Origin of the sequence: Paenibacillus sp. FSL K6-1318 (assembly GCF_037976905.1) — a bacterium.
Lineage (GTDB): Bacteria > Bacillota > Bacilli > Paenibacillales > Paenibacillaceae > Paenibacillus > Paenibacillus amylolyticus_A.
This window is the reverse complement of the sequence record NZ_CP150270.1, coordinates 5,313,299-5,338,953: the sequence shown is the minus strand read 5'-3', so window position 1 is coordinate 5,338,953 and position 25,655 is coordinate 5,313,299. Positions and strand designations below refer to the sequence as shown.

Here is a 25,655-nt window from a genome sequence, read left to right as displayed (position 1 = left end):
CTCATTTGTGATGCATCAGTCTTCGGAGTTAAAACTTGGCTTCTATCTGCAGAGAGGCAACACCTTGCGCAATATGTTAAAATAGATCTCAAAAAGACGGGATCTGCGGATCACGCATAACGGAGGCGTGAAACATGGAACGTAACGCTATGCTCGAACATGATCCGTTCATCACAGTGTTGGCGGAGAAGTTGCACATACACGGATATTATGCCTTTTATGGCGAGCATTACAATGAGACCGATATGGAGCAGTACCGCAAGCATCTGTTCACATCATTCAGCAACATCGTATGGGTAGAGCTGGATGCACGCAAAAAGTATATGATTGTGGATCATCGTGGACGCAACACGGTCATGAAACTGATCGAAGGTATGCTGAACACACGCAGAACGCTGCGGGCGAATCAGGCAATGGCAGGAACGGACACCTCTGGAGTCCAGCAGGAGATCGCACATTTATCCAAGCTTGTGCACATGCTGAAGTTTACAACATTCCGCACATAAGCGAAGTGAGTAGGAAGAGTTATAAGTGAAGTTTCAAGAAAGACTGGACTAGGATATCGACAATAACATATCACTACGATTCCATTCTCATAAGTAGTCTTCTTCGAAGGGTCACATAGCGCTAACGAACCTGTGAAGCCTTATTCCAATGATTTTGCTGTCATACAAAATGTAACGAATCTCAGACACGCTATTGAGTACAATTTAGTGATATTCTGCTGCCCAAACATGCTTACAGCACAAATAAGGCTTCTACGATTCGTTAGATTTTCAAACCTGCGAAATTTCGAGCAATAAGGCTTGTGAGGTTCTTTAGACGACCGTTGGCAATCTCGATGAAGGTTATGTGTGAAACTTAATACTTAACGAAAGAGAGAGTCCTGTCATCACTGACGGAACTCTCTTTATTTGCTTTATACAACGACTCTTCATTCAACAACACACATTCTCTATATAAGCAGTCATCTAAACGAAGTCACAAAACTACTGAACAGCGTCCGAACATCATACTGATACTTGTTGATGGGCTCAATCGGACGGTTCTCTCCAAGCAAGGTGTAGACGGCAATCCGTGCTGCCCGGACTGAATATTCTTCGGTGAATACCACGTCATCGGGAATCTCGCAGAATTGGCTGATGAAGGCCAGGTTGGTGGAGCCTTCAGGTACAACCTTCGGTCTGTCGCTGTTCAGTCTAGGCATGAATTGCGCTGTAATGTAAGGCATCATGCAAGGAATGCAGTTGGCGGTAGCCATGATGGCCTCTTGATGTTCCTCGAAATGAAGATGGCCAATCAACTCCTGCATAATCTCTTCACCGGTACAGTCGCACATTCTTTTCTTCACGTAATCGCCCACGTTATCCGGATATAATCCGTATCCCCAGAATACTTTTACATGCTCCGGCTGACCGCGGAAGTGCGGTTGAAAGGCCAGAACAACTGACATGAACCAGCTGGAATCCTTGAAAGTAACCAGAGCCCCGGTGCCTGCCCGGTTGCGTGTAAATTTCTCCATCAGATCGAAGAAGACCGAATCCTGGAAGGTGACCGTAAACGATTCCCATTTGGACTCATGCACATGATCATTAAAAGAAGAAGGGTTGCCTAGCATCGGTTTCTTGGCCGCAATGTTCTCCCACAGTTTCCATGAGCTGCCCTTACCGTTCAGTTTTGGTGCGGAAGTCATGGAGCCGATATCGGCTCCTTCGGTCATCGAACCGTTTGTGACAATGACCAGATCGCCTTCGTTGATGTCGATAATCTCCTCGGCACCGTTGCGTCGCACATGCATCCGACTTACCGTAATGCCGTCGCCGTCTTTGAAATCCAGATCGGTAACCGTGCATTTCAGCGTGAAATCTACGCCAAACGGTTCCAGGTAATTATGCATTGGCAGGATGATCGAGTCATATTGGTTGAACGGTGTGCGAGTAACCCCCTCCAGCGTCTGAATTCTCGGGAATTCGTGAAAAAAGCGGAGCATGTATCTTTTGAATTCCACGGCGCTATGCCAAGGTTGGAAAGCGAAGGTGGTCGCCCACATATACCAGAAGTTCGTTTTGAAAAAATGAGGGCCAAACCAGTCGTTGATTCGCAATTTACCCAGTGTGTCTTCAGGCGTAATAATCAGTTTGCCCATCGCCAACCGGTCCGCCATATCAAAACCCATGGAGAGCACATCTTCGACCTGGCCGTCACGGTTGATGAGCCGCGCATTGGAATGTGTGGGATTGGCATCGTCAAATTCGGTAATTTCCTGTCGGACAGATATGTCTGGACGGTCGATGGAAGGGATGGAAGCCAGCAACTCCCAGAGATTCTCATAGGCCTCGTCATTGAGCATCCGCCCGCCACGGATGATATATCCTTGATCGGGATTACCAGCTCCGTCATTGCTACCGCCGAGAATCGGCATTTCTTCGATAATGTGAATATGTTCTCCAGGAAAGCCACAATCTCTGACCAGATAAGCTGCACCCGCCAAAGATGCAATGCCGCCGCCTACAAAATAGACCTGTTTATTACCATGTTCTTTCTTCACGATCATTCGCCTCCAAAAGGTTCTGTAATCACATCCCTAATGTAAACCTTGCAGGTCCCGTAAGGTATGATCAAAAGATCAGGAGTGTCCAATTTTTGGTCACTTTTGGAAAAGTGTCTAAAACCTATGGTTAGATCACATGTAAAAAAAGCCGCGCATCCTTAAGTGGATGGCAGCTTATTCTCATACCTGTGCAGTGCCCTCAGGACATTGCCTTCGATTAGCTCACTGAGCTTCTCAATAATCTGTTTTGGCGGTTCTTTCATGTCGCCCCTCATCCATTGAATGATCAGCCCAGTGAAGGCCAGGGTATAGAAGTTGGCGACGAACTCTTTGTCTTCACTGCGGACCTTGATCCCACAGGCCAGCTCATCAATAACACCCATGATGAGATCATGGGTTACTTCATAGAGGTATGTATCCAGATGGGTACGCCCGAGCGAGTCGAGTGTGTTGTAACAGAACGTTTTGTTGTTCTCGATGTAGCAAAAGATTTTATAAAATCCGTCCGTCCATGTGCTGTAGCTTCGGTACTCCGTAAGACTTTCCACCGCTTCAGTCTGATAGATCCACCCAAGCAGCGCGTAAATATCCTGAAAATGATAATAAAAGGTTTGCCGGTTCACTCCGCAATGATCAACCAGATGTTTGACCGTAATCTTGTTCAGTGGAGTATGCTCCATGAGTGATTTAAGCGAGTGAGCCAGCGCATTTTTGGTCAGGTGAGAAGCAGACACAACATTCACCTCATCATTTTGGATTAGCTTGCTGGGGCGCAGCAGCAGGTAAACACTCATGGCAAAAGCCCCCAAGCGGAGTCGCTGAACATAAGCAAGTCAAAACGCAGGAATCCCGAAAGATCTCCCATCCATAAATCCCCCTGTAGCTATTAACCAGCTTCGTTACCCGATCCACATCATACTTCATAAGGTACATTCTACATATCAATCGATTCAACCAAACAGCCGAAGAGCACCGCTTGAGTTATCTCTATAACACTAAACCATTAAACCGAGACCCCGTCTATAAAATCAGTCATAGAAAACGCTATAACGCAATGATCGAGAAAAAACCAAAAAAAGTGTTCAGAAGCCCAGCGTTTCTGTGAGCTATCACACTAACCCATTTTAAAGTAAGTCTCCATCGTCTCCATCATAAAAAGCAGCCATGAAAAAAATTACAACGTCACCAAAGAACCAAAGAACAAAGAAACAAAGAAATAAATAACAAAAAAACGACCCGAAGGCCGTCCTTTGTTCTCCCCCTTACACTAACCATTCAATAGTTAGCTCAATCCTAAAATCAGTCTGCGACAAGCTGCAACGTAGTGGAGGGGACGAAATCGATTCAAACAAAAACGATGACCTGTAGGCCACCGTTTTTGTAATATCTATCTGCCCCTATTCTTATGAGTTGAATAAATAATTTACACGTTAACGGAGAGGGGAGAAAAAAGCTGAAGAAGCGGAGCGTTCGCCTTTATCACCCGAATTTCTCCCTTTAGAAAAGGGGATCAAAGAAATCGGGGGATAACAGCGATCGGAAGCTTATTCTCCCCGCGTAGTGACCTCCGTGTAAGAGTGTTTACAAACTCTTCAAAAACTGAACAATCGTCAACAACCCTTTATCAAAGTTCTCCAGGTTGAAGTGCTCGTTCGGAGCATGCAGATTCTCATCCGGCAAGCCGAATCCCATCATGACAGCAGGGATTTCGAGTACACGTGAGAGCTTCTCAACAATCGGAATGGAGCCACCATCTTTGGTAAAGAGGGCACGAACGCCATACACGTGCTCATAAGCATCTGCCGCTTTTTGCAGAATTGGATTGGAAGGATCAGTGTTGAAAGCAAAAGCTTTTTCGATCTGTTTCACATGCAGCGTTGCACCCGGTTGAACGTGAGCACGCAGATGTGCTTCGATACGATCCAACACATGTTGTGGATCTTGGTCCGCCACGAGGCGGCATGTAATTTTGGCATGAGCTTCCTTCGGAATAACCGTTTTGCTACCTTCGCCTTGGAAACCGCCCCATACGCCGTTCAGTTCCAATGTTGGGCGAGCGCCTACACGTTCTACGAACGAGTAACCTTCTTCGCCGTACAATTGCTCCAGTCCGAGGTCCTGACGAAGCTGTTCTTCATTGAAGCCTTGTTTCACAAATTCTTCTCTCATCTCAGGAGACAGTGGCAGAACGCCGTCATAGAAACCATCTACACTTACACGGCCTTGCTCATCATGCAACGAAGCGAGCAGGGATACGAGTGCGTGCAGTGCGTTCGGTACACCACCACCAAATGAACCGGAGTGCAAGTCGGTATTGGCTGTGTTCAGATCCACGTGAAGCGAGCAAAGGCCGCGCAGGCCAGTGGAGATCGCCGGTTTACCTTTTTCAAGCAGGGACGTATCCGAGATCAGTACCATGTCTGCACGCAGCTTGTCTGTATTGTCATTCAGATAGATGGGCAAGTTCGGGCTGGAGATTTCCTCTTCGCCTTCGATACAGAACTTGATGTTAACCGGCAGTTCTTTGTTTTCAGCGAGAATGGCTTCTACTGCCTTGATATGTAGGAAAATCTGTCCCTTATCATCCGTCGCACCACGGGCAAACAGCTTGCCATCACGAACGGTAGGTTCGAAAGGAGGCGTCTCCCACAGATTAAGCGGATCAACAGGTTGTACATCATAGTGTCCATAGATCAGAGCTGTCGGTTTGCCCGGTGCATGCAGGTGATCTGCATAGACAATCGGATGTCCAGCCGTTTGAATGACCTCTACGTTTTCCATACCTGCACGTGTAAGAGCATCTGCTGCCCATTGTGCTGCACGATTAACATCCTCTTTATGCTCGGAAATGGCGGAAATACTCGGAATGGACAACCATTCATTCAGTTCTGCCAGGTGTTTTTCTCTATTTTGCTCAAAATAAGTCTGTTCTTTCATTAAAAAGGCCTCCTTCATGTTTGCTTTATCTCATTGTAATCCATTTTGCCATGTTAATAAAACATTGGTTAAAAAAATGATCGGTTACAGATCGTTTCATTCACCTGTAGATTGTGCGTATAATACAAGAAAAGGATTTCATCCATATATTCTCAGGGGAGTTGAGGAAGTTTCCATGACAGTCAGACCCGATGCAAGCAGGCAGGTGAACAACGATGGAACCGACTAGGAGCGATCGAATATTTGGCAGATTTAAGCGTTTATCCGATTTGAAGGCAGGAAGACATAAAGGACGATTTTATCGAAACAGTCTCATACTGATTTTACTCATTGCCAGCATTCCCGGGCTAATCACAGGCATCGTCATGTATCAACAGGTGGTTGGACGGATGGAGACCGAATTCAATCGGATGCATCAGAACCAGATCGAGAACCGGGCACGTAATGTGGATGATCAGCTGGCTTATCTGGAGATGAACTTATCCCATTGGGCATTTGAACCGAGGTTTGGCAATGCTTTGCGGACGCTGGATTTTGTATATTATTTCAATGAAACGCAGGAGATTGTCACTACATTATATGTATTGCAAGGTTCCCACCCGCTGATCAAGTCAGCACAGCTGTATTTGCAGGAGCCGAAGCCGATCTTGTTTAATCGGGATTATACCGAATTGAAAGATGAAGCCAAGATACAGGCATATGATCGATACCTCTCCATGGGCAACCACGTGTACTGGACTGACTGGGTTTCCAGCATCAACAGAGATACCGCACCTTCGACCAACGACAGTCTACTGCATACGGATGCAGGCAATGCACTGGTTCTTGTACATAAGATTCCGGGGGAGAGCATTAATCCATTTGGCGCACTAATTATTACGTTGGATAACGAGAAAGTCGCCAGTTTGTTGAAAACGCTTACTCCATACGACGAAGGGTTAACGTTCCTCATGGATCAGGAAGGAAACACACTGGTTACCGGTAATCCGGGAACGGCGGGAGAGAACTCTGCTTTTGAGCAGCAGCTAAAAGAAGAAGTGGCCCTGCATGCGGACAGCCGTTCATTCCTGTTCCGATATGAGGATCAGACCTATTCCGTCTCGTACGGCTCATTGAGTCGAATTGATTCGGACTGGACCTATGTTTCCGCTGCGCCTTTGACATCAGTGACTTCGCCAGTCAAGCTGGTATCCAAAATCATCGTCATTGCGAGTATAGGCAGTCTCATCCTGGGATTATTGTTATCCTGGTTTGCCTCCCGCCGCATCTATTCGCCTGTAGCGCGGATGCTGCATCTGCTTACGCCTGGCCGAAACGAAACAACACCAACCGATGCCAAGCTGGACGAGTTTGAGTTGCTGGAGCAACAGTGGAACGAACTGACCTCCCGCAGTGTCACGGCACATCGCCAGTTGCAGGAGCAGCTTCCCCATCTGCGCGACAGCTTTGTTTTACAACTTGTACAGGGGCATCTATACGCCTATAACGAGCAGGATCTTCGGCAGCGGATGCGTCATCTGGGCTTTGAACTGGAGGGCCAGCAGTTTTTGCTGGTGCAGATGTATTTTACGGGATATGAGCAGCTGCAAGGCAGATTCAGAAGCCAGGACACAGGACTGGTTACTTTTGCAGCAGTGAATATTACTCAGGAAGTCGCCAAAAATGTTTTCAGGCAGATCAGTGTTATGAACTTTCACGACCTGTCTTCCGCCATGCTTGTGATCGCTCCCCAGGATGAACCTGTGAAGTCACAAGCGCTGTTATGGGGACAGGAACTGGTGGAGGTCATTGGACAAACGCTCAAAATAAAGGTGACCTTGATGATCAGCCGCCCAGCAGCTTCACTTCAGGAACTGCCCGGACGATTCGTCGAAATGGAACAGGCCGTGGCTTATCGAAGTGTGGAGGAAGGAAGTCAGATTCTCGATCTGGAGGATGAGGCGTGTTTCCGCAAAAACGAAGCAGCTTCCTATCCCCTGGGGCTGGAACGTGAGTTGCTACAGGCGGTCAGACTGGGCAAACAAGCCGAAGCGGAACGTGTGCTGGAGCAATTCATGAGTGAGATTACGCGGGCAGGCAGTACCGAATTCCAAGTTCAGCAGATGATGCTGCAATTGCTCGGCAGTATTCAGCACATGATGCTGCAAACAGGGGTCACACCTTACAAGCTGTTTGGTGGTAGCAACATGTATGAGCGATTATCCGGTATTCGTGAACCTGTACAGATGAAGCAATGGATGATGAATGAGGTATTCATACCTTATATACAAGAGGTTGAGGTACGATCGCAGGAACCGCTGAAGCTGGTGGTGGAACGAACGATGTTGTATATCGATACGCATTACCGCAGCGACATTTCGCTGGAAAACTGTGCTGATGAGGAGCAGATGACACCTTATGCACTGAGCAAGGCTTTCAAACAGGTTTCGGGCATTAATTTTATTGATTATTTGACACGTGTGAGAATGGATGCGGCGAAGCAATTGCTACGTGAGACAACGATGAAAATTAATGATGTTGCGGCAGCTGTGGGATATCAGCACAGTTATTTTAATCGGATCTTCAAGAAACAGGAGGGAGTTACGCCGAGTCAATATCGCGATCAATGGTTTGCACAATAACCGTTCATATCTTTTTCATTTCAGACCGGCATTCAGCTTTAGCGGATGTCGGTTTTTTCTTTTTTTTACCGTGATACAAAGAAAGATAAACCCGCAAAAATGTGCAATTCTACCTGCTACGATATGTTCAATAACATGTGAAAATGGCGTTATAGCGGGCTTTTCGGCCAACGTGCCGGAGCAATGCAAAAAATGAAGGTTGCCGGAAACAAGGTGGCTGTATAGTCTGAATAACAGATAAATTGATAACGCTTACACTTTTGAGGAAGGGGAGACATGATGAACGGGAAGACGGACTGGAATACAAATGCCACTGCAACTGCTCAAGCGGATATGGCCACAAGGCCCATGAGACGAGAGTCTAACTGGAAAAGGCAGATCAAACGAAACAAATGGTTATATGTGCTTGTGCTTCCCGGCTTTTTGTACTTTGTCATCTTTAAATACTTGCCCATGTGGGGGATCGTCATTGCCTTTCAGGACTACCAGCCTTTCCTGGGCATCCGGGAGAGCAGCTGGGTGGGGCTAGAGAACTTTACGAACTTCTTCTCCAACCCGGACTTCTACCGACTATTACGAAATACACTGGTCCTGGCCCTGTATGATCTCATCTTCTTTTTCCCGGCACCGATCATTATCGCCTTGTTATTAAATGAAATTCGGGTCGCTTTCTTCAAAAGAACGATTCAAACGCTGGTCTATGTCCCCCATTTTGTATCCATGGTGATTATCGCCAGTATCACGTACGTATTTCTGACCCCGCAAGGCGGGGTGTTATACGACCTGATCGCCTGGATTACAGGCAAGCCTATTGATGTACTTTCCAGTCCGGGTTCGTTCCGTCCGCTCATTATTGTTCAGATGATGTGGAAGGAGATGGGATGGGGCACAATCATTTTCCTGGCAGCCCTTGCAGGTGTAGATACGGAGCAGTATGAAGCTTCTATTGTAGACGGCGCAGGACGGTTACGGCGGATGTGGCATATCACGCTTCCCGCGATTCGCACGACTATTGTCATTTTGCTCATTCTCAGACTGGGGAATTTCCTCGATACCGGATTTGAGCAAATCTATCTGATGACCAACTCTCTCAACCGGGATGTCGCAGACGTCTTTGATACGTATGTGTACACGGTGGGGATCACGCAAGGTGCATTCAGTTACAGCACCGCTGTTGGACTATTCAAGTCTGTGGTGGGGATCATTCTGGTGCTCGGCAGTAATAAACTTGCGAAAAAATTCGGTCACCCCGGAATTTATTAAGGAGGAGCGCCCATGAACAGCCGTCTATACAATAGCCCTGCCGGCAAGGTATTTGATATCTTCAATTACGTCATGCTGGGGATTCTGGGCATATTAACCGTCCTTCCTTTCCTGTATATTATAGGGAATTCTTTCGCAACGGAAGCCGAGATCACCGAACGCAGTTTCTTCCTCATTCCGAAGGTGTTTTCCTTCAGCGCGTATGAGTATATCTTTTCTTCGTCCACGATCTTTCGCAGCATTGGCGTTTCCATTTTCATCACGGTGGCAGGTACACTGGTCAATCTGTTCTTCACATTAACGATGGCTTATCCACTATCCAGAAGTGACTTCTGGGGCCGTAATGTCATGATGAACATGGTGATCTTCTCGATGTTATTCGGCGGTGGCATGATCCCAACGTATCTCGTCATTCGTGGACTGGGACTGCTTGATTCCTACTGGGCCCTTATGCTTCCTGGCGCGATCAGCGCTTTTAACTTAATTGTTGTCAAAAACTTTTTTCAGCAAATGCCGCCCGGGCTGGAGGAAGCGGCCCGCATCGACGGCTGTTCGGATCTCGGCGTGCTGTGGCGAATCGTTCTGCCTTTATCGAAGCCGGTGATTGCCACGTTCGCGTTATTCTACGCCGTGGGACATTGGAATAACTTTTTCTCGGCACTGCTGTACATTTCCAATAGTGACAAATGGCCGTTACAAGTCATGTTGAGACAGATCGTATTGCTCTCGCAGGCCAGTGTCGGAGATATGGCGAACATGGACCCTAATTTTGTACAGCCACCAGAGCAGTCGATCAAAATGGCGGTAATCGTTGTAGGTACCATTCCAATTTTGCTGGTGTATCCGTTTTTGCAGAAGCATTTTGCCAAAGGTGTCATGTTAGGTTCAATCAAAGGCTAAAGCCAAGGGGGAGAACGTATGGGACAAAAAACGGGATTCAAAAAAGGTGCACTGCTACTCTCTGCGTCACTGGTACTTAGTACGATTCTGGGCGCATGCTCCACGGACAAAGCAGGTTCAGGAACCGCTACGGGTGGCACCGACGAAATTACCATTATGCTTCCGAACTTCGAAGCGGAGAATCCGCCGGAGAACAGTCCAGTCATCCAGAAGCTAGAGGAATTGACCAAGGTGGATGTGAATCTGCAGTGGGTGCCGAGCAGCTCGTACGAAGACAAATTCAACATTACACTGGCCTCGGGAAAGCTGCCCCAGATTATGGTGGTGTTAGGGAAGTCTCCGAGTTTCATTAATGCAGCCCGAACCGGGGCATTCTGGGAGCTTGGTCCTTATCTGAAAGATTATCCGAATCTGAGTCAAATGAATGAAATCATCACCAACAATGCGTCAATCGATGGCAAAACCTATGGGATCTACCGGGCACGTGCCCTAGGACGGAATGGGGTCACAATCCGCAAAGATTGGCTGGAGAATCTGGGGCTGGAAGAGCCGAAGACGATTGATGAATTTTACAATGTATTGAAAGCGTTCACGAAAGATGATCCGGATGGTAATGGCAAGGATGATACGTACGGTCTGGTTGCCAGCAAATTTACGGGTCCGTGGGATAACATGCAGGTATGGTTCGGTGCACCGAACAAATGGGGAGATGATGGCAGCGGAGGTCTGATTCCGGCGCATGAGACACCAGAATACATGGAAGCACTGAAATTTTTCCGTCAAATCTATAGCGAGGGTCTGGTGAATAAGGACTTTGCCGTGATGGATGCGACGAAACTGCCTGATCCATTTGTGAATGGGCAAGCCGGTATCATGGTGGACGTGGCAGATAATGCACAGCGCATGGATCAGAAAATACTCGATAAAGACCCGAATGCGACTGGGCGCGTAGATGTGCTGCAAGCGATGGAAGGTCCAAAGGGACTGCGTGATATGCCAACGTCTGGCTACTCCGGCTTGATTGCGATCTCCAAAAGCAGTGTCAAAACGGAAGAAGACCTGAAGAAGGTGCTGAGCTTCCTCGATCAGCTGAATGAACCGGAATTGCAGGCACTCTTGTACAACGGACTGGAAGGCAAGCAGTATGAGAAAAAAGAAGACTACATCGTACCCAGCACTGACAAGCTTGCACTTCGCGACCTGCAAGGCTTAAATCAGATTTTGATGTTTGTGCCAGAAGACAGGACGCTCCGCGTCCAACAGACACCTGTCCGTGAAAAGGTTGCACAGGTGCAGAAAGCCAACGAAGAGATTGTCATTGCCAATCCTGGCGAACCGCTGATCTCGGATGTTTATGCCCAGAAAGGACCACAGCTGGACAATATCATTAACGATGCACGGATCAAATATATCGTAGGACAGATTGATGAGAAAGGGTTCGATGATGCTGTTGCTCTGTGGAAGAACAACGGCGGAGACGATTATGTCAAAGAAGTTAATGAACTGTACGCTGCATTGAAGTAGTCGTATAAGCCAGAGCCCGGCAGCCGTGCTTTCAGTGTAGCGGAAACAGCCGGGCTTTTTCTTATCGCTGTAATGACTAGATGCGCGAACCAAATTCCATCCAACTTTCTGGAAAATATGACTTCCTGAATATGGTTTTTGATGTATAATCAAAACAAAACAAACCTATTTGAACTGAAATGAACGTTATTGGTAAAGCTGGACGACCACTCTTGAACAGGCAGGGAGGAAGGCAACATGTGGAACGGGGATGCATTTGACAATCCTGAGGCGCAGTACCGGGTTCATCCCTTTTGGTTCTGGAATGGGGATATGGAAGAAGAACAGATCAAGCGGCAAGTGGCTGAGATGGCGGCGCAAGGTGTAGGTGGATTCTTCATCTGTCCACGTCAGGGATTACAGATTCCCTATCTGTCGGAAGCGTGGTTTGATAAGGTGCGGATTGCAGTGCAGGCAGCTGCCGATCATGGCATGCAGGTATGGTTATATGACGAGTATCCCTATCCGAGTGGAATGGCTGGCGGGGAAGTGACCCTTGATTTTCCTGAAGCGAAGCAGCGTCAGCTCGTGCATCATCAGTTGGTGGTTCAGGGCGGAGCTGTGGATCTGGAGTTGCCATGGGGACGAGTCTTGGTTGCCAAGGCGATTCCCAAGGACTCCGAGGGCAAGCGTCTGTGGCATGAGTCCATCGATCTGCGCAGCAAAGTCGGCAATATCCAGACCGATCAGGTCTATCAGGAGACCGGACTCACATCGTATAACCGCAAGCGGTTCTTCACCTACCGAACAGCGTTCCGCTTGTTGTGGGATGTTCCCGCGGGTGATTGGGAGTTGATTATATTTCAGGAAAAAGAGATCGACGATTTCAAATATTACGGCAACTTTGTTGATCCTTGCCATAAGGAAGCGATGAGCCGATTTATTGAACTGACGCATGAGCGTTATAAGTCAGCGGTTGGAGATCAATTTGAAAGCGTGATCAAAGGTATGTTCTCGGATGAGATTGCACCGCTGGGCCGTCTCCCCTGGTCCCCACAACTTCCCCGTTATTTCAGTGAGCGTTGTGGTTATAGTCTGATCGATTCGCTACCGGCCCTGCTATACGGTGATGTTCCAGACGCGTATCGGATTCGGTATGACTACTATCAGTCACTGCATCTGCTTCTCAGGGAGTCCTATCACAAACAGGTGCATGACTGGTGTGAGGAAGCAGGGATTCAGTATGCGGCTGAGGTGCCTGGCGTACGGATGACCACCCAGTTGTTCAGCCATATGCCAGGTGGTGATTCGGCACATGAGAAAATCGGACGGTCCTTATCGTGGATACTGGAACGATACGGTCAAAAGATGCGCGACAACCCCAAGATGGTCAGCTCGCTTGCCCGGCAATTGGGCCGAGACCGCAATCTGATTGAATGTTTTCACAGTGTAGGCTGGTCCATGACGCTACAGGATGCCAAGTGGATGATTGATCGCATGGCTGCCATGGGCACCAATTTCTATAACTTTCACGCCTTTTTCTATACGATTGGTGGACTTGCGAAGCATGATGCACCGCCGTCTCAATTTTTGCAGAATCCCTACTGGAAGCATTTCCGGCAGTTGGGGGATTACACCGGACGGTTGAGCTATCTCATGAGCACCGGAGCAGCAGACATTCGAATTGCTGTGCTTGATCCAACGACGACATTCTGGAGTCTGATGGGTAATCCGCTGCATGGATTCGAGTATAGCGGCGAGGACGAATTAGAACGTGAGCAACTGGAGCGCCTGACGAAGGACTGGATGCGGATTACTACCCATCTGCTCGAAAACAGACGTGACTATGACCACCTTGATCCCGAATTATTGGCGGAAGCTGACTTAACGGGTGGCATCATTCAGATCGGCGTGGCCCGTTATGAGGTGTTGATCCTGCCACCGATGCTGAATCTAGAGGCCGCGGCCTGGGAACAGGTGAAGCGTTTCGTTCAGCAGGGAGGAACTGTCATCTCTGTTGGGATGCCTCCTCATATTGCTATCCAGCCGGGAAGTCCGGAGGGGGATGATGCTGCCCAGTTCTTTGGCGCGGGAGAGCAGCCGCAAGAGGTGTACTGGGGCCGTAGCGTGACAACAGATTACGATAACCGTGAAATCATGTGGCATCAGGGTGAGGGGAATGCTTATTTTCTACCCGCAGGAACGGGGCAAGGAGATGACTTTTCGCTGGAGCTGATCTCTCTCCTGCTTGATCAGGTATTGCCGGAACCCATCTGCTGGATCATGGAGGAGGAAAGTGCATCTCTGCTGATGCAAACCCGTCAATTGTCAGATGGAGAGCATATGGTTTTCTTGACCAATCAGGAGGGTCAGGACCTGAAGGGGCAATTGAAGCTGGTCACCAGACAGCTGTGGGATGGAACGAAGCTGGCAGAGGGTGCTTGTCTGGTGGCAGAACGACTCGATCTGGAGACAGGGCAGCTTCAGACATTGCCGTATACGAGCAGTGGTGGGGAATGGTGTATCTCACTAACGCTGGCGCCTTACGAAGCGCATGCTTTACGCCTTACTTTACAAGCTGCGACGGAAGAGGCAGAACCAATGAAAGTGGATATAGCAGACAAAACTGGTTCGACGTTCGGAGCGGATGTTTCGGCAGGAGCGAATCAAGTCAGTAAGATCAGAATTCCTTCAGAAGGGCCATGGCGATTGGAAACAGTGCAGTCTAACATCCTGCGAATGGGACAATTCGATCTTCAGGCTTCCAATGCTAACGGAATAATTCTGGAAAGCCAGCATGTAGCTGTGAAACCGTTTATTGATCAGGCGGCAGAATTATCGGAACAGTATCCTCTGCCAGTCCAGTTTAATCAGGTATTTGGCACACCGAAAAAAGCATCCGTTGCTTACCCGATCGAGTGTCGATATACGACCACATTTGAGCTGAGAACCGCTTTGCCTGCATGTCTGTTATTCATGGACAGAGCGGCGATCTCGGGCAGTTGGTCCATGGAGATTAATGGGCACCCCCTTGAAAAAGAACAATTCGATCCAATCGAAATAACCGACCACAGTAATATAGCTTGTGATATCACCGAGCTGCTGCACAGTGGTCTCAACGAAATGACGGTGATCGTGCAGGTGACGAAAGATGAGGATGGCATCGTTGATCCCTTGTATCTACAAGGTAGATTCGGCGTGGAGTTCCATCATGAAGGCCTGGCTTCGCTCGTGCGGGAACCGGACACGGCCCTTCGCATTGGACCTGAACCGCAGCCGCTGTATCCCCATTTTGCCGGGGAAATAAGCTATAAACGCACGTTCTGGCTGGATGAGTCAGGGGAAGATGTTTCCTCATTTGAACTGGAATTTAGCGATTGGCGGGTGCAGGATGTGACGGAAGTGAGGGTGAACGGGCATAGTCTGGGTGTGCGATGCTGGTCTCCGTATCGCTGGAAGGGAGAAGCCTCCTGGCTTCGTCCAGGGGATAACGACATTGAAGTGCGGATAACCAACACATTAATTGGTCTGCTGGAAGGCACATATTTTGATTCGGAACATCATCGATTACAGGACGCAGGTCATGTACCTGCGGAAGAATTCAGATGAAGGAGTGAACGTATGAGTACAACCCAATCAGAACAACAAAGACTGGACCCGGTCTGGGTTGCAGATCAGGGAGACGGTACATACCGCAATCCGATTCTGCATGCGGATTATTCGGACCCGGATGTAATTCGTGTAGGAGATGACTTCTATATGACGGCATCGAGTTTCTCGCATACCCCGGGGCTACCGATTTTACATTCGAAGGACCTGGTGAACTGGCGGCTTGTCCGATATGCCATAGAACGGCTGGATCTGCCAGGATATGATGTACCTCATCATGGAAAAGGCGTATGGGCACCCAGCATTCGGTATCACGACGGAAAGTACTGGATCTTCTTCAGCACACCGGATGAGGGCATCTTCATGACCACGGCCGATCACCCTGAGGGCGAGTGGTCGCCGCTGCATCTGGTTCATGAAGTGAAGGGCTGGATTGACCCCTGTCCCTTATGGGATGAGGATGGGCAAGCCTATCTGGTACATGCTTTTGCCCATAGTCGCAGTGGGATTAAGAGCAAAATCCAGGTGTGCCGGATGGCTGCGGATGGAAGGAAGCTTCTGGACGAAGGGTTGATCGTCTTTGATGGGACCGAACATCATCCGACCATTGAAGGGCCTAAGTTCTACAAGCGCGAGGGGTATTATTATATTTTTGCTCCGGCTGGAGGCGTGAAGCCGGGGTGGCAGACGGTTTTGCGTTCCCAACAGGTATTTGGGCCCTATGAGGATCGAATTGTCATGCATCAGGGAGCTTCGTCGGTCAATGGACCTCATCAGGGAGGCTACGTGGAGCTGGAATCGGGGCAGTCCTGGTTTATTCATTTTCAGGATCGGGATGCCTATGGGCGCATTGTTCATCTTCAGCCGATGACGTGGACGGAAGATGGCTGGCCTATTATTGGAATAGACCGTGAAGGTCATGGAACGGGTGAACCTGTGGATGTGCACGTCAAACCGGATGTAGGAGCCGCCTATCCGATCACTGTGCCTGATGTATCCGATGATTTTCAGACTGATCGTCTGGGACTGCAATGGCAATGGCAGGCGAACTCCCGTCCCGAGTGGGCTGATGCAGGTACGGAAAGAGGACTGGTATTAACTGCACATCCATACCCGGAAGGCATTCAGTCTTTGTTTGGTACACCTCATCTTCTCTTGCAGAAGCTGCCCGCATCTGAATTTGTGGCGACGACCAAGCTCACGTTCCTGCCTGGACAGGAAGGGGATCAGTCAGGTCTCGTCATGTTTGGTGATTCGTATGCAAGCCTGTGTCTGTTACAGACAGAAGATGGCATCATTCGGTTATCGCTGATTCGCGGAACCAAACGTGCAGACAGCCATCTGCATGCAGATGAATGGGAGGAAACGGGACTGGACTGGGAGGGCCAGGGTTCGCAGGTAACCGGCTGGACCATTCATCTTCGGCTCACCCTGACAGAACCTGCCTTGTGCCAGTTTAGTTGGAGCGAAGACGGAGCGGAGTTTCAGCCGATCGGTACACCGTTTAATGCCACAACAGCCCTCTGGGTTGGTGCGAAGATAGGTATCTTTGCTGTAAACACACGGTTCACGAATCGTAGTGGTCAGGGTGTTTTTCGTTATTTTAACGTGAAGGAAATTCGGGACTAGGGAGCAAGAGCAGAAGCTGGAGGAGGAGCAAAATGGGACATCGTATTCAGTTTGACCGTTATCCAGGTGGTGTGATGAAAGCGTTGACGCTCAGCTATGACGATGGAGTGGTGCATGATCGCAGACTGGTGGAAATCTGTAATCGGTATGGCTTGCGGGGAACATTTAATCTGAACTCCGGTACCCTGGGTAATCCAGGTCGCATTGAGGAGGGGGAAGTCGCTGAACTGTATGCGGGGCATGAAGTGGCCGTTCATACGGTTACTCACCCTACGCTGCCTTATGTTCCGAATGAACTCCTGACCGAAGAGATTATGGAGGACCGAAAAGCATTGGAGCAGCTTGTCGGTTATCCGGTACGAGGCATGGCTTATCCCAATGGAGGGTATGACCGTGCGTTAAGTACGAAGCTGGAGTGGCTTGGCATCGATTATGCTCGTACCGTTGAAGCACATGGCAGATACACGTTGCCAGACCGGCCCCTTGAATGGCATCCGACCTGCCATCATAACCATGATCTGGCGGCACATGCCGAACGTTTTATCCAACACTCCAAAACAGGTACGCCACTATTACTCTATGTCTGGGGTCACAGTTATGAGTTCAATGATAACGACAACTGGGAGATTATCGAACAGTTTGGTGAGCAGATTGGCGGCAGGAACGACATCTGGTACGCGACGAACATCGAAGTGATTGCCTACTGGAAAGCAGTGCAACGACTGGAGTGTTCAGCTGATCGATCCATCATCCATAATCCGTCTGCCATCCCGGTTTGGTTCACAGCAGATCAGCAGGTTGTTGAAGTGCAGGGTGGAGAAACATTGCGGCTAAGCGAACGAATCAAGGTATAAGGAAGGGAGCTGACGATCATTCGTTATTTTCATGAGAACGAGGCGATTGCAGGCAAGGTGTACGATTCAATTCCGGATATATTGACTACGGTGGCTCAGCGTTATATTGGCGATCATCCGAAACATTCCTTTTTGTTCAGAGCCTATCATCAGGGAGGTTTTCGCAGGCTAGGGGATTATCGCTACGACCTGAACCTGAATGAGAAATGCGTAGAGGCGCGTGCAGGGCAGTATGTGTATGTATGGGGCAAGTTATGGAGCGAGCAGAATGCAACGTTAAATACGGGCCTGAACTGTTATAGTCCAGTGACAATCTATGTGAATGGTGAAGAGGTATTCAAGTCTGAGCTGTTGCAGGAATTATTTCCCGAGCGAAGAACCCAGATTCCGATTTCCGTGAACTATGGCTGGAATGATGTGTTGCTATGTTTTGTCAAAACAGAAGTGGGATTCGGCGGTATCTATGGAACAGCCTCTTTCAAAAATTTCCCGCTGCACTTCCTCACTCCTGGGGCAGATCGTCAGGGTCAGGAAAGCTGGTTATATTCGGAACCCGTCGATGAACCTGTGTTAGCTCTTCCTCGTGACGGCATGACAGAAGAAGAAACAGGTCTTACCTGGTATCCGCGCAAGGCGTGGACAGATGAGGAGCAGAGCTTGGGTTCTTTTGCCCGCATCTTCGGTACGGAACAATCAGCTGTGGCCTACGCATGGTCCAGATTGGATGTAACCTTGCCAGGAACATCACCAGTTATTTTAAAAGGTCGTCATGATGGAGCATTGACCCTGTATGTGGGTGGCACAGAAGTATACTCTGCTGGAAGTAGCGGTAACTTCCGTGTTGAGCTCCCGCGCCGTTACGGTTCATCGGATCTGGTCGCGAAAGGTGTAATCCAGGCAGTTGGTGACTCATGGGGATTCACGTTGGAAGATGCCGAGCATTTGGATTCCACAGGCTGGAGACTGAAACCTCCTCATCCGGTTGCGGGATGTTATGACCCTTGGCTGTACACAGGTGTGTTTGCTCCCGGTGCTGAACCATCCCACACGGACATTGTGAGAACAGATACTGTGTTTGATGATGGCGCCCAAGGTGTATATTGGCGGGTAGACCTTCCCGATACACATGTTCGTCCCTATCTGGAGAATACACATTACGGAAAGTGGAATTATCCGCTCGGTGTTACCTTGCTTGGACTTCTCCAAACGGGACAGGAATTGGGTCGGGATGATTACATTCAGTATGTGCGGCAACATATTGAACTGAGCACTTCATTTGATCGCTATGGTCTATGGGATCGGGAAGGGTACGGTGCGGCAGGGATTAATAATCAACTGTCTGCCATCGACAGTCTGGATGATTGCGGTTCGTTTGGGTCTACGCTGCTTGCTGCGATGGAGTTGGGCGATATTCGTGGGGGAAGAGATACCGCGGATCGGATTGCGGGCTACATTACGGATGAGCAGGAGCGTCTGGAGGATGGTGCCTTTTACCGGGTTCGCGGCAGTGGAGAGATGCGTCAGGAGACGATGTGGTGTGATGACTTATACATGAGCACACCATTTCTGATGCGTTATGGTCAGTTGACAGGAGATGCGACTTATTGGGAAGATGCGGTCAATCAGTTCCTGATGTTCCGTAAGTACCTCTATCTTCCCGAACAACAGATCATGTCCCATGTGTATGATTTTGTGCGTGGTCGGGCGACAGGTATTCCATGGGGACGGGGAAACGGCTGGGTGCTATTCTCTTTAACCGAACTGTTATCCATCCTGCCACGTGATCATGTGAAACGACCGGAACTACTTACTTTCTATCGTGATTTAAGTCAAGGTTATTTGGCGCTGCAAGGGGAAAATGGACTATGGCATCAGGTGCTGAACCGCCCGGATTCGTATGAAGAAACCTCCTGCACATCGATGTTCATCTACGCTTATGCCCGTGGTATTCGGGAAGGCTGGCTGGAACAGCCAGAGCCTTATCTGGAGGCAGTGCGCAGAGGATGGGAAGGCATGACGCGTTTGTCGATTGACTATAAAGGTAATATATACGGGGTATGCCGGGGTTCCGGGTACTCGTTTACCGCCTTGTATTATCGCGATGATCTGGGTTGGAATCTGAACGATACCCATGGAATCGGCATTGTGCTCTTGGCAGGCATTGAAGCGCATAAAATGAACCAGCAGCTCCGTGAGGCGCATATCGATTCTTCGGTTACAGCCGCGCAACGCTGATGTTTGACACAACGAAACGAATGTATGTGGATAGCCTTCTATAAGTAGGTAACCAGCTAAAGAAAGCGGCAATGCCCTCAGGCTTGCCGCTTTTAGTTTGATTTTAATCCCGAATCTGATCAGCATAATAGCAATAACACACTTACCTTCACCCAATAATATGAATAACTGCATCATGAACACGGATCAAAATAATTCCAGCTGCTCCGGTCCTTCTTCCTGCTCTGGTTCAGTACGGTCAGGAAAAGGCTTTACTGGCAGGTCCAGCAGGTCCATCATCATCTGGGCATTTGACGCTGCATCGCCACCGGAGTTGTTGTTAAAAATAACATAGACATCCTTGCTCTGCTCCTGCAATTGCTCCAGATATCCTTTCCACTCCAACAGCTCTTCCTTGTTGTAACGGTATAAATAACGGGTCTCGCGCCAATTGGGCGCACCATTCTGATGCCAGCCAGACACATTTCGTCCGTGCATGCGCACCAGCGTCATCTCCGAATCCGTGGCCTGAGGCACGATGGGAATGGAACCTGGACCCGCCTGAGGTTCGTCACAGACGCTGTGAATCCAGCCTTGCTCTTTCAGGAACGCAAGCGTCCGCTCGCGCATGTCACCTTCATACCAGCTGCGATGACGGAATTCGAGGGCACATGGAATACCTTCCATCCTCAGTTTCACTTCACGAAGCTCTTTCACGTTGTCTTTATTGCACTCAAACCAAGGTGGATATTGAAACAAGGCTGCCTGCATCTTGCCAGCTTCAATGACCGGTTCCAGTGATTCTCGAAAAGCCTTATACATCTCCGACGTACTGGTGAAGTAGGGCTTGCCCCGCAGATGTCCGGTCATTCCCTGATAGGCTTTGATGATAAAAGCAAAGGATTCGGGCGTCTCGGCAGCCCACCGTGCCATTCGATCCCGCGGCTGAACGGCGTAGAAGGAACTATCCACCTCCACGGTGGAGAAATATTGTCCGTATAGACTGAGCTTGTCTTTGGCTTTGGTGCGGTTTGGATAGAGATCTTCCTGATCTCCCCATCCGGTAAGTCCGATGCGAATCATAAGAACACCTCCTGTTGCTTTTTGGACAACCTCTTATCGTTAAACAATTCGCAGGGTATGCGTATGTTTAACATTATATCGTGTGCATTTTGGCTCTTCAATGCGGGTGACTTACTGGAATTTTTTGAGTTTGCAGGATAAAGACGTTACAATAAATTAAAGCTTAGGGGAAATGATCAGGCCTGTACAACAGCGTATGACGGACAGTGGGGCCGATGACCATGTGGAGGGCGAGAATTGATGACGGAATGGTATGAAAAGAGTTTTGGAGAAGATTATCTTCTCGTATACAAGCACCGGGATGTGCAGGGTGCCTATCAGGAAGTACATAAAATGATCAATTGGTTGAAGCTTAAGCCCAATGCTGAAGTATTGGATCTCTGCTGCGGGATGGGACGGCACTCACTGGCACTTGCTGATGCAGGGTTGCGAGTGACCGGAGTCGATCTGTCCGATGTGCTTTTACGTGAAGCCCGCCTAATGGATGACGAACACCGAGTATCGTGGTGTCACGCGGATATGCGTGAACTGCCGCTGAAAGGTGGCTTCGACGCCGTAGTTAATCTGTTCACATCGTTTGGTTATTTCCTGGAGGACGGAGAACAACTGAAAGTATTACGCGCCATTCATCGCATGCTTCGCCCGGGTGGCAGCTATATTATTGATTTTATGAACACGGCATATGTGACGCGTCATCTGGTACCGCACTCGGTTCGAGAGGATGAAGGGCAACGAATTGAGGAGTTCCGCAAGATTGAGGATGGATTTGTGCAAAAGGAAATTCGTATTACGGATACCACATCCGGAGATGAACCGCGGGTGTATCAGGAGCGTGTGAAGTTGTACACACGGGATCAACTGAGTCAGATGTTAAGTGCCGCCGGACTGCGGGTAGATCAGGTCCATGGCGGCTACGATGAAGAGAAATATGACGAGCAGGCTTCTCCGCGCATGATTTTTGTGGGCCATCGTCCTGTGGAGTGAACAGAGAGCGTGTGGAAGGGGAATACGATGAAACGAACAGAAGAGATGTCCATGACAGAGGGCATACACCGGGTCAAGATTACCATGTCTTTTCCCCTGCGATGGGTCAATAGTTATGTGTTGTCTGAATCAGATGGAACAATCACCATTATAGACCCGGGACCGCGTAATTCGGAAACGGAACTGGAGTGGTATGAAGCGCTGGCAGATCTCGGTCTGTCCTTTGACAATATCCATCAAATTGTGCTGACTCATCATCACCCGGATCATCTTGGGTTGTCGGGTTGGATGCAACAGATGACGGGGGCACCCGTTCGAATGTCCACAAGATCCCGCCAAGAGGCCGATTATATGTGGGGACCTGATTCACGTATTAATACATTATTACCTGATTATTATGGAAGCCACGGAATGCCGGAAGACAAGACAGAGCAGATGCATGAACATATGAAGGCATTTACTTCACAGATCATACCACTTCCGAAGGTGACACCCATTGAAGACGGTGAGTGGCTCGATATGGGCGGGAAACGTTGGGTTGCTGTGGAGACGGGTGGACATGCCCCCGGCCATTTATCCTTTTATGCCCCGGAGTCCATGGAGATTCTGTGCGGAGATGCCGTATTGCCCCAGATTTCACCAAATATCAGTCTGCAACCGGGCAGTGATCCGGAGCCTTTATTGTCTTATATGGAAGGATTGCATCGTCTCGGGGCTCTGAATGTCAAGCAGGCGTATCCAGGGCATCGGAATCCTTTTGCACCATTCAACGAACGGACAGTTCATCTGCTCGCTCATCACGAGGAACGCCTTCAGAAGATGACGGAGCGAATTCAGGAGTCACCGGCGAATGCATATGACATCTGTGTGCACATGTTTGGCAATCGACTCGGTACCCATCAACTGCGATTTGCCATGAGTGAGACGTTGGCCCATCTGCAGGAGTTAATTCGACGCGAAGTAGTGAAGCAAGAGCAGCGGCCGGATGGCACGTTCTATTTTCGATTCTAACGGAATGATGATATGAATTTTAAATCATAATGCGATCCTATATAGAGGCTCGGGACAGGAAATCCACCTGTTCTGGGCCTTTTTAGCCTCTCTTAACGGTTCATTCATCTATTTTTAAGCCAGCGCGCCTATGATACAACTATGAACTTCGCTAGGGAGCGTTTTGAGACACACCCTAAAGAAAGCAGGGAAGAGCGATGACCAGAAGAAAACGGAATCAATGGAGAAAATGGCAAGCTTCAGCGGCAGCAACGTTGACCGTGGCTGCACTCTTTCAATATGTAAGAACTTCGGATGCCTTTGATGTGGCTTATGCAGCAGCGAATGGCGCAGACACAAGCGTTACTGCTTCAAGCCAGGTGGATACGCGTGATGATGTGATGGATGAATGGATCAGCAGCACAACGGACAGCCACAACTGGAACACGCAGGACAATGACAATAATGATAGTCAAGATAATGGAACATCTGATAGCACACAATCCGCTGGGGCGGACCAAAGCATGATTGACAAGGGAAGTTATTCAGATTCTCAGCGTTATGGACAAACTAACCAGGGTACAGACTCCGGGTACAGCAGTGGCAACTATCAGTCACGTACAGGTGCATCATGAGCCGCACGGAGCAAGTCACTCGTCCGCTCCGGTTTCAATTCCGTGCGATGAACACGGATGTTGAAGTGCAACTGTCCGCTGGACGGGAAGAAGCTGAACATGCAGCAACCTTGGTGAAGAATTGGTTTGAGACGCAGGAGCAGCGCTTCAGCCGATTTGTGGCAGACAGTGAACTGAATCGTCTGAATGGTTCGACCGGATGGATGCCGATCTCTGCTGCGATGGATGAGGTTTTGAGTCTGGCATATGGATATATTGGCCTGACCGAAGGGATTTTTCAACCGGGCATCTCGCAGGCTCTTCAGGCTTCGGGATACGATCTAAGCTTCGAGAAGGTGCAACAACGACAATCGCAACGTCCATTGCTTGAACGCATATTGCGAACGAAAACACCTGACTGTTCAGGATTAATGGAAGATCGATATGACCACAGCCGTCCGAGCTGGATTCAGCGGGAAGGCAGCCGGATGGTTCATCTGGACCCCGGAGCTGAGCTGGACCTGGGAGGAATCGTTAAGGGCTGGGCAGTGGAGCGCATCGCAGACTGGTTACAGCGAACATTGCATATTCCGGCGGGGTTGATTAACGCGGGTGGAGATATTCAAGTATGGGGCACACCAGACCACCCACAGTGGACCTTGCAAGTAGCTGATCCTTTGCAGGATCAGAGGAATGTGTCAGGTGCGGTCCGTGTACAGCGAGGAGCTGTTGCCACTTCGGGTATTTCCCGCAGACAATGGCAGAATGCAGATGGCAGCCTTGCACATCACCTCATTGACCCCCGTACGATGGAACCGGCGGATACGGATGTGCTACAGTGTACCGTTCTCGGACAGCATGCGTCACAATGCGAGATTATTGCCAAGACGGTCTGCATTCTGGGAAGTGCCGAAGCGGTGGGCTGGTTAAACCGACATTATGATCGGCATGACGTCCTGTGGATGACACGGGATGGGAGTACTTACTTTAGAGGGAATACGGATACGCTCGCTGAGCACTGGCCCGGTTTTGATCCGGATCATCGCTTCAGTCTGATATAGGACAAGTCTAACAGATATGGGGGAGCCGGTTATGGCACAATGGATTGTAGATTACCTGCCGACGTGGAATATCATTCGAATTAGTGGAATTGCTGCTTATGTGCTGCTCTTTGCCGGTGTGTTTCTGGGTATTGCTCAAGGGATGCCTATGGCCAAAGGTAAACCGAAAGCAGCCATGTTCAAATGGCATACACGAACGACTTGGCTTGCCTTCGGACTTGGACTCGTGCATGCGTTAACGTTATATATTGATCACTACAGCCCGTTTACCTGGGGAGAACTTCTGATTCCTTTTACCGCCTCCGTGCATCCGATCGGCAGTGGTCTGGGAACGTTAGCCTTCTACGGATTAGTGATCGTCCTGTTATCCAGTGACCTGCGGAACAAGCTGGGCCGTAAATGGTGGTTCATGTTCCACATGCTGTCCTATCCGGTGTTCATTGGTCTGCTGGTTCATGGCATGGTTACCGGGACGGATTCTGGCAATATCATCATGCGGATGATGTATGTATTTACCGGACTCAGCATCCTCGGTATCACGGTGCTGCGTGGCATGTTGCGAGAGCGCAAAGGCCCGGAAATCACGATTGGACCGAAATGGACACCATCTGAGCCAGCTGCTGAGCAGAAGCGGATTGAAGGTTTTGGTTTGATCGGTACGGTACGACCTAAGCATCTGAAATAATAACATGTGGATCATGCAATACGTATCGTACCATGCAAAAGAAGCGGCCATCAGGCCGCTTTTTTCATGAATAGTTATTTCCTCAAACAGTTATTTCACGAAGCATCCACACACATGTCCAATGTTCCCGCATGGCTTAAGATAGGAAACGAGTTAC

The 25,655-nt window shown here is 49.1% G+C and carries 18 protein-coding genes; 14 read left to right on the top strand and 4 right to left on the bottom strand.

Annotated features, from left to right (window positions below):
• Positions 1-134 precede the first annotated feature (134 nt).
• On the top strand, positions 135-506 hold the full coding sequence (locus tag NYE45_RS23700; RefSeq protein ID WP_076333741.1) for a hypothetical protein: 372 nt from the start codon (positions 135-137) through the stop codon (positions 504-506).
• 461 nt (positions 507-967) lie between these two features.
• On the opposite strand, the gene NYE45_RS23695 is transcribed toward NYE45_RS23700, so the two are convergent.
• The 3 genes from NYE45_RS23695 to NYE45_RS23685 all read right to left on the bottom strand — a co-directional run bounded on the left by NYE45_RS23695 (position 968) and on the right by NYE45_RS23685 (position 5,488).
• Entirely contained in the window at positions 968-2,554 is a 1,587-nt protein-coding gene (locus NYE45_RS23695; protein ID WP_340014254.1) for an oleate hydratase, read from the bottom strand.
• 155 nt (positions 2,555-2,709) lie between these two features.
• Positions 2,710-3,345, bottom strand: coding sequence for a TetR/AcrR family transcriptional regulator C-terminal domain-containing protein (locus NYE45_RS23690; protein WP_340014253.1), 636 nt, complete (start codon positions 3,343-3,345; stop codon positions 2,710-2,712).
• 787 nt (positions 3,346-4,132) lie between these two features.
• A complete protein-coding gene (locus tag NYE45_RS23685) occupies positions 4,133-5,488 on the bottom strand; it encodes a dipeptidase (RefSeq protein ID WP_076333733.1) in 1,356 nt (451 codons plus the stop codon).
• Between the two features lie 215 nt (positions 5,489-5,703).
• Here NYE45_RS23685 and NYE45_RS23680 point away from each other — a divergent pair, with 215 nt between their 5' ends.
• The 8 genes from NYE45_RS23680 to NYE45_RS23645 all read left to right on the top strand — a co-directional run bounded on the left by NYE45_RS23680 (position 5,704) and on the right by NYE45_RS23645 (position 20,102).
• On the top strand, positions 5,704-8,109 hold the full coding sequence (locus tag NYE45_RS23680) for an AraC family transcriptional regulator (protein ID WP_340014252.1): 2,406 nt from the start codon (positions 5,704-5,706) through the stop codon (positions 8,107-8,109).
• Positions 8,110-8,442: 333 nt separating this feature from the next.
• Complete coding sequence (locus NYE45_RS23675; RefSeq protein WP_340017430.1) at positions 8,443-9,372, top strand: sugar ABC transporter permease; 930 nt, start codon at positions 8,443-8,445, stop codon at positions 9,370-9,372.
• 12 nt (positions 9,373-9,384) lie between these two features.
• Positions 9,385-10,272, top strand: a complete 888-nt coding sequence (locus NYE45_RS23670; protein ID WP_340014250.1) for a carbohydrate ABC transporter permease — start codon at positions 9,385-9,387, stop codon at positions 10,270-10,272.
• An 18-nt stretch (positions 10,273-10,290) separates the two neighbouring features.
• On the top strand, positions 10,291-11,796 hold the full coding sequence (locus NYE45_RS23665) for an extracellular solute-binding protein (protein ID WP_340014249.1): 1,506 nt from the start codon (positions 10,291-10,293) through the stop codon (positions 11,794-11,796).
• 237 nt (positions 11,797-12,033) lie between these two features.
• On the top strand, positions 12,034-15,384 hold the full coding sequence (locus tag NYE45_RS23660; RefSeq protein ID WP_340014248.1) for a glycosyl hydrolase: 3,351 nt from the start codon (positions 12,034-12,036) through the stop codon (positions 15,382-15,384).
• A gap of 12 nt (positions 15,385-15,396) precedes the next feature.
• Positions 15,397-17,013 carry a glycoside hydrolase 43 family protein gene (locus NYE45_RS23655; protein WP_340014247.1) on the top strand — a complete coding sequence of 539 codons (1,617 nt, stop codon included), beginning with the start codon at positions 15,397-15,399 and terminating at the stop codon, positions 17,011-17,013.
• A 32-nt stretch (positions 17,014-17,045) separates the two neighbouring features.
• Entirely contained in the window at positions 17,046-17,867 is an 822-nt protein-coding gene (locus NYE45_RS23650) for a polysaccharide deacetylase family protein (RefSeq protein ID WP_340014245.1), read from the top strand.
• A gap of 57 nt (positions 17,868-17,924) precedes the next feature.
• Positions 17,925-20,102, top strand: coding sequence for a glycoside hydrolase family 88 protein (locus NYE45_RS23645; protein WP_340014244.1), 2,178 nt, complete (start codon positions 17,925-17,927; stop codon positions 20,100-20,102).
• Between the two features lie 186 nt (positions 20,103-20,288).
• On the opposite strand, the gene NYE45_RS23640 is transcribed toward NYE45_RS23645, so the two are convergent.
• Complete coding sequence (locus NYE45_RS23640) at positions 20,289-21,164, bottom strand: DUF72 domain-containing protein (RefSeq protein WP_340014243.1); 876 nt, start codon at positions 21,162-21,164, stop codon at positions 20,289-20,291.
• Between the two features lie 240 nt (positions 21,165-21,404).
• Here NYE45_RS23640 and NYE45_RS23635 point away from each other — a divergent pair, with 240 nt between their 5' ends.
• From NYE45_RS23635 to NYE45_RS23615, 5 genes are all read left to right on the top strand, one after another.
• Complete coding sequence (locus NYE45_RS23635) at positions 21,405-22,148, top strand: methyltransferase domain-containing protein (RefSeq protein ID WP_340014242.1); 744 nt, start codon at positions 21,405-21,407, stop codon at positions 22,146-22,148.
• Between the two features lie 27 nt (positions 22,149-22,175).
• The gene (locus tag NYE45_RS23630; protein ID WP_340014240.1) at positions 22,176-23,159 is read left to right on the top strand and encodes an MBL fold metallo-hydrolase; all 984 of its coding nucleotides are present in this window, start codon (positions 22,176-22,178) and stop codon (positions 23,157-23,159) included.
• Between the two features lie 197 nt (positions 23,160-23,356).
• Positions 23,357-23,773, top strand: coding sequence for a hypothetical protein (locus NYE45_RS23625; protein WP_340014239.1), 417 nt, complete (start codon positions 23,357-23,359; stop codon positions 23,771-23,773).
• Positions 23,770-24,813: an FAD:protein FMN transferase gene (locus NYE45_RS23620; protein ID WP_340014238.1), complete on the top strand. Its 1,044-nt coding sequence runs from the start codon at positions 23,770-23,772 to the stop codon at positions 24,811-24,813. The genes NYE45_RS23625 and NYE45_RS23620 overlap by 4 nt, the downstream gene beginning before the upstream one ends.
• A gap of 31 nt (positions 24,814-24,844) precedes the next feature.
• Entirely contained in the window at positions 24,845-25,498 is a 654-nt protein-coding gene (locus NYE45_RS23615) for a ferric reductase-like transmembrane domain-containing protein (RefSeq protein WP_340014237.1), read from the top strand.
• Positions 25,499-25,655: the final 157 nt, after the last annotated feature.